Source organism: Stutzerimonas chloritidismutans AW-1 (assembly GCF_000495915.1).
GTDB lineage: Bacteria > Pseudomonadota > Gammaproteobacteria > Pseudomonadales > Pseudomonadaceae > Stutzerimonas > Stutzerimonas chloritidismutans.
In genome coordinates this window covers 1-8,047 of sequence record NZ_AOFQ01000067.1, presented here as the reverse complement: position 1 = coordinate 8,047, position 8,047 = coordinate 1, and the positions used below count along the sequence as shown (strand labels likewise).

General features: G+C 62.8%; 6 protein-coding genes and 14 tRNA genes. 17 read left to right on the top strand and 3 right to left on the bottom strand.

Annotated features, from left to right (window positions below; translation table 11 throughout):
• The 3 genes from F753_RS46470 to hemA all read right to left on the bottom strand — a co-directional run.
• Positions 1-419: HemK/PrmC family methyltransferase (locus F753_RS46470; protein WP_023446926.1), on the bottom strand; the 419-nt coding region annotated here is incomplete at its 3' end.
• A gap of 34 nt (positions 420-453) precedes the next feature.
• Entirely contained in the window at positions 454-1,536 is a 1,083-nt protein-coding gene (prfA, locus tag F753_RS46465) for a peptide chain release factor 1 (protein ID WP_011914265.1), read from the bottom strand.
• Positions 1,533-2,801 (bottom strand): glutamyl-tRNA reductase, encoded by a 1,269-nt coding sequence (hemA, locus tag F753_RS46460; protein WP_014819346.1) that lies wholly within the window; start codon positions 2,799-2,801, stop codon positions 1,533-1,535. The genes prfA and hemA overlap by 4 nt, the downstream gene beginning before the upstream one ends.
• A 200-nt stretch (positions 2,802-3,001) precedes the next feature.
• Between hemA and F753_RS46455 the strand changes: the two genes are divergently transcribed.
• The 17 genes from F753_RS46455 to F753_RS46375 all read left to right on the top strand — a co-directional run bounded on the left by F753_RS46455 (position 3,002) and on the right by F753_RS46375 (position 7,959).
• Entirely contained in the window at positions 3,002-4,729 is a 1,728-nt protein-coding gene (locus tag F753_RS46455) for a tetratricopeptide repeat protein (RefSeq protein WP_023444074.1), read from the top strand.
• 3 nt (positions 4,730-4,732) lie between these two features.
• Positions 4,733-5,353 carry a lipoprotein insertase outer membrane protein LolB gene (gene lolB / locus F753_RS46450; protein WP_023446925.1) on the top strand — a complete coding sequence of 207 codons (621 nt, stop codon included), beginning with the start codon at positions 4,733-4,735 and terminating at the stop codon, positions 5,351-5,353.
• Positions 5,354-6,214 carry a 4-(cytidine 5'-diphospho)-2-C-methyl-D-erythritol kinase gene (ispE, locus tag F753_RS46445; protein WP_023446924.1) on the top strand — a complete coding sequence of 287 codons (861 nt, stop codon included), beginning with the start codon at positions 5,354-5,356 and terminating at the stop codon, positions 6,212-6,214. It begins immediately after the preceding gene.
• 19 nt (positions 6,215-6,233) lie between these two features.
• Positions 6,234-6,308, top strand: a tRNA-Gln gene (locus F753_RS46440).
• Between the two features lie 52 nt (positions 6,309-6,360).
• Positions 6,361-6,435, top strand: a tRNA-Gln gene (locus F753_RS46435).
• Between the two features lie 52 nt (positions 6,436-6,487).
• Positions 6,488-6,562, top strand: a tRNA-Gln gene (locus F753_RS46430).
• A gap of 52 nt (positions 6,563-6,614) precedes the next feature.
• Positions 6,615-6,689 (top strand) — tRNA-Gln (locus tag F753_RS46425).
• Between the two features lie 52 nt (positions 6,690-6,741).
• Positions 6,742-6,816 (top strand) — tRNA-Gln (locus F753_RS46420).
• Positions 6,817-6,868: 52 nt separating this feature from the next.
• Positions 6,869-6,943, top strand: a tRNA-Gln gene (locus F753_RS46415).
• A 52-nt stretch (positions 6,944-6,995) separates the two neighbouring features.
• Positions 6,996-7,070, top strand: a tRNA-Gln gene (locus tag F753_RS46410).
• Positions 7,071-7,122: 52 nt separating this feature from the next.
• Positions 7,123-7,197 (top strand) — tRNA-Gln (locus F753_RS46405).
• A gap of 52 nt (positions 7,198-7,249) precedes the next feature.
• Positions 7,250-7,324, top strand: a tRNA-Gln gene (locus tag F753_RS46400).
• Between the two features lie 52 nt (positions 7,325-7,376).
• Positions 7,377-7,451, top strand: a tRNA-Gln gene (locus F753_RS46395).
• A gap of 52 nt (positions 7,452-7,503) precedes the next feature.
• Positions 7,504-7,578, top strand: a tRNA-Gln gene (locus F753_RS46390).
• Positions 7,579-7,630: 52 nt separating this feature from the next.
• Positions 7,631-7,705 (top strand) — tRNA-Gln (locus F753_RS46385).
• A 52-nt stretch (positions 7,706-7,757) separates the two neighbouring features.
• Positions 7,758-7,832, top strand: a tRNA-Gln gene (locus F753_RS46380).
• A gap of 52 nt (positions 7,833-7,884) precedes the next feature.
• A tRNA-Gln gene (locus F753_RS46375) sits at positions 7,885-7,959 on the top strand.
• The last annotated feature ends 88 nt before the right edge of the window (positions 7,960-8,047 follow it).

Below are 8,047 nucleotides of genomic sequence, written 5' to 3'. Positions count from 1 at the left end.
CGGCCCACCCCGCAGCCCTGCCACGCCGGCCGCTCGGTCGCCAGAGCCAGCGCAATCGCGCCGGTGCCGGTGCCCAGATCGAGCACCCGGGCCGGTGCAGCGGAGAGCAGCTGCAGCGCGGTCTCCACCAGCAGTTCGGTGTCAGGCCGGGGGATCAGCGTATCCGCTGCCACTTCAAGTTCCAGACTCCAGAAGCCCTGGCGCCCGAGAATGTAGGCGACCGGTTCACCCTGACGCCTCCGTGCGAGATCAGCAGCAAAGCGCTCGGCACACTCTGCCGGCACCTCGCGCTCCGGCCAGGTGCGCAGATAGCTGGTCGACTTGTTCAGGGCGGCAGCGAGCAACCATTCGGCATCCAGCCTGGCGCTCGGCGAATCAGGGAGATCGGCACTGTGCAGCAAGGACTCGACGGTTGGCATGAGGTGCTCTTAGCGCGGAGCGCAGCGAAAAGGATCAGTCGCCCAGCGCGGCCAGCTGGTCGGCCTGGTATTCCTGCAACAGCGGCTCGATGACCTGCTCCACGGCGCCGCCGATCACTTCGTTGAGCGAATACAGCGTCAGGTTGACGCGATGGTCGGTGACCCGGCCTTGGGGGAAATTGTAGGTACGGATACGTTCGGAGCGATCCCCGGAGCCGACCAGCAACTTGCGCGTCTCGGAGATTTCCTTGTGCGCCGCGGCATCCTGGCGGTCCTGCAGCTTGGCGGCGAGCCAGGCCATGGCCTTGGCGCGGTTCTTGTGCTGCGAACGCTCTTCCTGACACTCGACCACAATGCCAGTGGGCAGGTGCGTGATACGAATCGCCGAGTCGGTCTTGTTGACGTGCTGACCGCCGGCGCCGGAGGAGCGATAGGTGTCGATACGCAGCTCGGCCGGATTGATCTCCACCGCCGCCTGCTCATCCGGCTCCGGTAACACCGCCACGGTGCAGGCGGAGGTGTGAATGCGTCCCTGGGATTCGGTCTCCGGCACGCGCTGCACGCGGTGCGCGCCAGATTCGAACTTGAGCTTGGCGTAGACGTTGTCACCCTCGACGCGGGAAATCACTTCCTTGTAGCCGCCGTGCTCGCCTTCGCTCTCGGAGAGGATCTCGACTCGCCAGCCTTGCTTCTCGGCATAGCGCGAATACATGCGGAACAGATCGCCGGCAAAAATCGCCGCCTCGTCGCCGCCGGTGCCGGCGCGAATCTCGAGGAACACGTTACGCCCGTCGTTGGGGTCCTTGGGCAGCAGCATGCGCTGCAGGTTGGCTTCAAGCGTCTCGAGCTGGGCCTTGGCTTCGGCAACCTCCTCCTCGGCCATCTCGCGCATGTCGGGATCACTGTCCTTGAGCAGCGCCTGAGCGCCCTCGAGATCCTGCTGAACCTTGCACAGCTGGCGATAGGCGACGATCACCGGCTCGACTTCGGCGTACTCGCGGGAATAGGCGCGAAAACGGCTTTGATCGCTGATGACTTCGGCGTCGCCGAGCAGTGCGGTGAGTTCTTCGAAACGGTCCTGCAGGATGTCCAGCTTGTTCAGCAGCGAAGCTTTCATGGTTTTTCCGTGCCCTCGTGCAGGGCGAAGAGTTCCTGGGCCATGCTCAGCGCCTCGACGCGGCCCTCGGCGGAGAGTTTCTTCAGTTGCACGCTGGGTGCATGCAGCAGTTTGTTGGTCAGGCCACGGGCGAGCTGAACGAGAACCTCCTCGGCGCTGCCCCCATTGGCCAGCAGCCGCTGAGCCTTGCTCAGCTCGTCGTCGCGAATGCGCTCGGCGTGCTGCCGGTAGGCCTTGAGCACGTCCACCGCGGCCAGTTCGCGCAGGCGCTGCATGAAGTCCTCGGTGCCGGCCGCGACCAACTCCTCGGCGGCCTGGGCCGCCCCCTGGCGACTCTTGAGGTTCTCCGCAACCACCTCATGCAGATCGTCGACCGTGTACAGATAGACGTCGTCCAGCTCGCCGACCTGCGATTCGATGTCCCGCGGCACGGCGATATCGACCATGAACATCGGCTTGTGCTTGCGTCGCTTCAGCGCCTGTTCGACCGCGCCCTTGCCGAGAATCGGCAACTGGCTGGCGGTGGAGCTGATGACGATGTCGCTGTTGTGCAACTCGTCCGGGATATCGGCAAGCAGGATCGCCTGCGCCCCTAGCTCGGCGGCCAGCGCGCTGGCCCGCTCAAGCGTGCGGTTGGCGACCACGATCTTCTTCACACCCTGCTCGTGCAGATGGCGCGCGACCAGGGTGATGGTCTCACCGGCGCCGATCAGCAGGGCCTGGCTGCGTTGCAGATTGCTGAAGATCTGCCGCGCCAGACTGACCGCGGCAAACGCCACCGAAACCGGGTTCTCGCCGATGGCGGTGTCGGTGCGCACGGTCTTCGCGGTGCTGAAGGTGGCCTGAAACAACCGGCCAAGCAGAGGCCCGACGCTGCCGGCCTCACGGGCGACCGCATAGGCCGACTTCATCTGCCCGAGAATCTGCGGTTCGCCCAGCACCAGCGAGTCGAGCCCGGAGGCAACGCGCATCATGTGGCGCACGGCCTGATCGTCGACATGCACATAGGCGCATGCCTTGAGCTCGTCGAGGCTGAGACGGTGATAATTGGCCAACCAGGCGAGCACGGCATCGGCCTCGACCTGATCCTGTTGCAGATACAGCTCGCTGCGATTGCAGGTCGAGAGGATCGCCGCTTCGCGGGTCGGAGTGACGCGGCACAGTTGCCGCAAAGCCTCGACCATCTGGTCGGGCGTGAAGGCTACGCGCTCGCGGACGTCCACCGAAGCGGTCTTGTGATTGATGCCAAGCGCGAGGAAAGCCATGCAGAATCGCTGATTCGATAACAGAGCGCGCAATTCTCCTACTTCGTCAGATGGAGAACAACCATTGCCCTCGATTGTCGGATTCGATTGGTACTGCCAATCAGCTACCGAACCGGCCTGCGCGCCTCCCGGGGCCCATGGGCTTGACCTGCGGCTTGTGTCATCATGCCGCGACCGCACACCAGCCGTACATTTCCCCTATGAAAAAACTCGCCGCACTTGCCGCCCTGCTGTTCATCGGCGGCTGCCAGACCTTCACGCAGCAAGCCCCCGAAAGCAGTCCGCCGGTCGAGGACGCTGCCCAGGAGAGCTCCGCCAGCGACGCGGCAGAGTACGGCTCGTTCAGTCGCCAATCCCTCTATGCACTTCTGGTCGCAGAGCTTGCCGGCCAGCGCAACCGCTTCGACATTGCCCTGGGCAATTACGTACAGCAGGCGCATGCGACACAGGACGCCGGCGTCGCCGAACGCGGATTCCGTATCGCCGAATACCTTGGCGCAGACCAGGCGGCGCTGGATACCGCAATGATCTGGGCACGCAACGCCCCTGACAGTCTCGACGCGCAGCGCGCCGCAGCCGTGCAGCTAGCCCGCGCCGGGCGTTACGAAGAATCGCTCGAGTTCATGGAGAAGGTTCTGCAGGGCCAGGGCGACACTCATTTCGATTTCCTCGCCCTTTCGGCCTCGGAAACCGACCCGGACACCCGCGCCGGTCTGCTGCAAAGCTTCGACAAGCTGTTGGTCAAACACCCCGACAATCCACAGCTCTCCTTCGGCAAGGCCGTGCTGCTGCAACAGGATGATCGCAGCGAGGAAGCACTGGCATTGCTGCAGAAGCAGCCGGACAAGGAGCGGCAGATCCCGTCGATCCTGCTCGAAGCACGCCTGCTGCACAGCTTGCAACGCAGCGACGAAGCGATCCCGCTGCTCGAGCGAAGCCTGCGCCAGCACCCCGAGGACAAGCGTCTGCGCCTGACCTATGCACGCCTTCTGGTGGAACAGGAGCGCCTGGAAGACGCCATGGGCGAGTTCGCCACCCTGGTCCAGCAACACCCCACCGACGACGACCTGCGCTTCTCCATGGCGCTGGTCTGCATGGAGGCTGAGGCCTGGCGCGAAGCCACCGTGTACCTGGAAGAGCTGATCGAACGCGGCAGCCACGTTGACGCGGCTTACTTCAATCTTGGCCGTGCCTATCAGGCGATGGACAAGAACGCCAAGGCGCTCGACGCGCTAGCTCAAGTCGGCCCTGGCAACGAATACCTGCCAGCGAAACTGCTGCAGAGCCAGCTGCTCTATTCCGGCAATCGCGACCAGGAAGCGTCCGCGGTACTGGCCGACGCACGCCAGCAGCAGCCTGACTACGCTATCCAGCTGTACCTGATCGAGATCGAAGCGCTCTCCGAGCAAAACCGCACCGAACAAGGCTGGCAACTGGTGGAGCAGGCGCTTGCCGATTTCCCCGACGACCTCAATCTGCTGTACACCCGCGCCATGCTTGCGGAAAAGCGCGGCGATCTGGCGCAACTGGAACGCGACCTGCGCTTCATCATCGAGCGTGAGCCGGACAACGCCATGGCGCTCAACGCGCTCGGCTACACCCTGGCCGACCGTACTGATCGCCACAAGGAAGCGCTCCAGCTGATCGAGCAGGCCTACCAGCTCAACCCCGACGACCCGGCGATCCTCGACAGCCTCGGCTGGGTCAACTTCCGCCTGGGCAATCTGACCGAGGCCGAAGCGCTGCTGCGCAAGGCGCTGCAACGCTTTGCCGACCACGAAGTCGCCGCGCACCTGGGCGAGGTGCTTTGGGCCCAAGGTGAACGCAGCGAGGCCCGCGCGGTCTGGTCGAAGGCACTCAAACTACAACCGGACAGCCAGATCCTGCGCGAAACGCTGAAACGGCTGACCGGATCGGAGAAGCCCTGACCCATGTCCCTGTTGAAAAACCTTCTTGCTCCCTGCCTGGCCCTCCTGCTTGCTGGCTGTGCCGGGCTAGGCCCACGCGAATCGGTTGAAGGCCCCGGCAATGCCTCCGCCTGGAAAGAGCATCGCAGCCAGGTCGCGACGGTCGATGGCTGGCAGATCAGCGGCAAGATCGGCATTCGCGCACCGCAGGAATCCGGCAGCGGCACACTGTTCTGGCTGCAGCGCCAGGACTACTTCGACATTCGCCTGTCCGGCCCCCTGGGCCGAGGCGCCACCCGCCTGACCGGCCGCCCCGACGCCGTATCTCTGGAAGTCGCAGGCCAGGGCCGATTCGAAGCCGAATCCCCGGAGGCCCTGGTCGAAGCGCAGCTCGGCTGGCAGCTGCCGGTGTCGCACCTGCTCTGGTGGGTGCGTGGCTTGCCTGCGCCGGACAGCCGCAGCCGTCTGAGCCTGGACAGCGAGAGCCGCCTGGCACGACTGGAACAGGACGGCTGGCAGGTCGACTACCTGGCCTACGGCGAACACAACGGCTTCACGCTGCCCGAGCGCATCCGCCTGCAAGGCCACGACCTGCAGATCACCCTGGTGGTCAAGGACTGGCAAGCGCGCCAGCTGGGCCGCTGAATGCAGACGCTGACCCTGCCGGCACCGGCCAAACTCAATCTGATGCTGCATATCGTCGGCCGCCGCGCAGACGGCTATCACGAGCTGCAGACGCTGTTCCAGTTTCTCGACCATGGTGACGAACTCGGCTTCCGCCTGCGTGCTGACGGCGAGATTCGCCTGCATACCGCGCTGCCGGGCGTCGATCACGAGAGCAACCTGATCGTCCGTGCGGCGCGCCTGCTGCAGCGTGCCAGCAGCTGCTCGCTCGGCGCAGATATCACCCTGCTCAAACGTCTGCCCATGGGCGGCGGCATCGGCGGCGGCAGCTCCGACGCAGCGACCACTCTGCTCGGCCTCGACCACCTGTGGCAACTGCACCTGGGCGAAGACCGACTGGCCGCGCTGGGGTTGACCCTGGGCGCCGACGTACCGGTGTTCGTACGCGGCCGGGCGGCATTTGCCGAGGGGGTTGGCGAGCGCCTGCAACCGGTCGATTTGCCCGAGCCATGGTTCCTCGTAATCGCGCCGCAAGTCTCTGTTAGTACAGCGGAAATATTTGCCGACCCAGAGTTGACACGTAATACCCCGGCCATTACAGTTCGCAGCCTTCTTGCAGGGGGCGGTCATAATGACTGTCAGCCAATAGTCGAGAAGCGTTATCCAGAAGTTCGTAACGCTTTGAGCTTGTTGAACAAATTCGTTCCGGCAAGCATGACTGGCACTGGAGCTTGTGTGTTTGGGAGCTTCCCAAACGAAGGCGAGGCTGATAAAGTCCGCCGCCAACTTCCAGACACTTTGCCAAGTTTCGTTGCCCACGGTCGTAACGTTTCGATGTTGCACCGAAGCCTTGAAAAACTGGCGCAGGAAGCGAGTGCGTAGCACACAGGTTGTACGATACAGGGGCGTCGCCAAGCGGTAAGGCACCAGGTTTTGATCCTGGCATGCGTTGGTTCGAATCCAGCCGCCCCTGCCATAACCTCCCAAGGTTCGTACGACTGCAACGGCACCAATGAAGTTGACCCTACAGGGGCGTCGCCAAGCGGTAAGGCACCAGGTTTTGATCCTGGCATGCGTTGGTTCGAATCCAGCCGCCCCTGCCATAACCTCCCAAGGTTCGTACGACTGCAACGGCACCAATGAAGTTGACCCTACAGGGGCGTCGCCAAGCGGTAAGGCACCAGGTTTTGATCCTGGCATGCGTTGGTTCGAATCCAGCCGCCCCTGCCATAACCTCCCAAGGTTCGTACGACTGCAACGGCACCAATGAAGTTGACCCTACAGGGGCGTCGCCAAGCGGTAAGGCACCAGGTTTTGATCCTGGCATGCGTTGGTTCGAATCCAGCCGCCCCTGCCATAACCTCCCAAGGTTCGTACGACTGCAACGGCACCAATGAAGTTGACCCTACAGGGGCGTCGCCAAGCGGTAAGGCACCAGGTTTTGATCCTGGCATGCGTTGGTTCGAATCCAGCCGCCCCTGCCATAACCTCCCAAGGTTCGTACGACTGCAACGGCACCAATGAAGTTGACCCTACAGGGGCGTCGCCAAGCGGTAAGGCACCAGGTTTTGATCCTGGCATGCGTTGGTTCGAATCCAGCCGCCCCTGCCATAACCTCCCAAGGTTCGTACGACTGCAACGGCACCAATGAAGTTGACCCTACAGGGGCGTCGCCAAGCGGTAAGGCACCAGGTTTTGATCCTGGCATGCGTTGGTTCGAATCCAGCCGCCCCTGCCATAACCTCCCAAGGTTCGTACGACTGCAACGGCACCAATGAAGTTGACCCTACAGGGGCGTCGCCAAGCGGTAAGGCACCAGGTTTTGATCCTGGCATGCGTTGGTTCGAATCCAGCCGCCCCTGCCATAACCTCCCAAGGTTCGTACGACTGCAACGGCACCAATGAAGTTGACCCTACAGGGGCGTCGCCAAGCGGTAAGGCACCAGGTTTTGATCCTGGCATGCGTTGGTTCGAATCCAGCCGCCCCTGCCATAACCTCCCAAGGTTCGTACGACTGCAACGGCACCAATGAAGTTGACCCTACAGGGGCGTCGCCAAGCGGTAAGGCACCAGGTTTTGATCCTGGCATGCGTTGGTTCGAATCCAGCCGCCCCTGCCATAACCTCCCAAGGTTCGTACGACTGCAACGGCACCAATGAAGTTGACCCTACAGGGGCGTCGCCAAGCGGTAAGGCACCAGGTTTTGATCCTGGCATGCGTTGGTTCGAATCCAGCCGCCCCTGCCATAACCTCCCAAGGTTCGTACGACTGCAACGGCACCAATGAAGTTGACCCTACAGGGGCGTCGCCAAGCGGTAAGGCACCAGGTTTTGATCCTGGCATGCGTTGGTTCGAATCCAGCCGCCCCTGCCATAACCTCCCAAGGTTCGTACGACTGCAACGGCACCAATGAAGTTGACCCTACAGGGGCGTCGCCAAGCGGTAAGGCACCAGGTTTTGATCCTGGCATGCGTTGGTTCGAATCCAGCCGCCCCTGCCATAACCTCCCAAGGTTCGTACGACTGCAACGGCACCAATGAAGTTGACCCTACAGGGGCGTCGCCAAGCGGTAAGGCACCAGGTTTTGATCCTGGCATGCGTTGGTTCGAATCCAGCCGCCCCTGCCATAACCTCCCAAGGTTCGTACGACTGCAACGGCACCAATGAAGTTGACCCTACAGGGGCGTCGCCAAGCGGTAAGGCACCAGGTTTTGA

What these genes read in the sequence shown, in the direction of transcription:
- prfA (WP_011914265.1), bottom strand. Translation starts at nt 1,536, where the DNA reads ATGAAAGCTTCGCTGCTGAACAAGCTGGACATCCTGCAGGACCGTTTC.
- ispE (WP_023446924.1), top strand. Translation starts at nt 5,354, where the DNA reads ATGCAGACGCTGACCCTGCCGGCACCGGCCAAACTCAATCTGATGCTG.
- hemA (WP_014819346.1), bottom strand. Translation starts at nt 2,801, where the DNA reads ATGGCTTTCCTCGCGCTTGGCATCAATCACAAGACCGCTTCGGTGGAC.
- F753_RS46455 (WP_023444074.1), top strand. Translation starts at nt 3,002, where the DNA reads ATGAAAAAACTCGCCGCACTTGCCGCCCTGCTGTTCATCGGCGGCTGC.
- lolB (WP_023446925.1), top strand. Translation starts at nt 4,733, where the DNA reads ATGTCCCTGTTGAAAAACCTTCTTGCTCCCTGCCTGGCCCTCCTGCTT.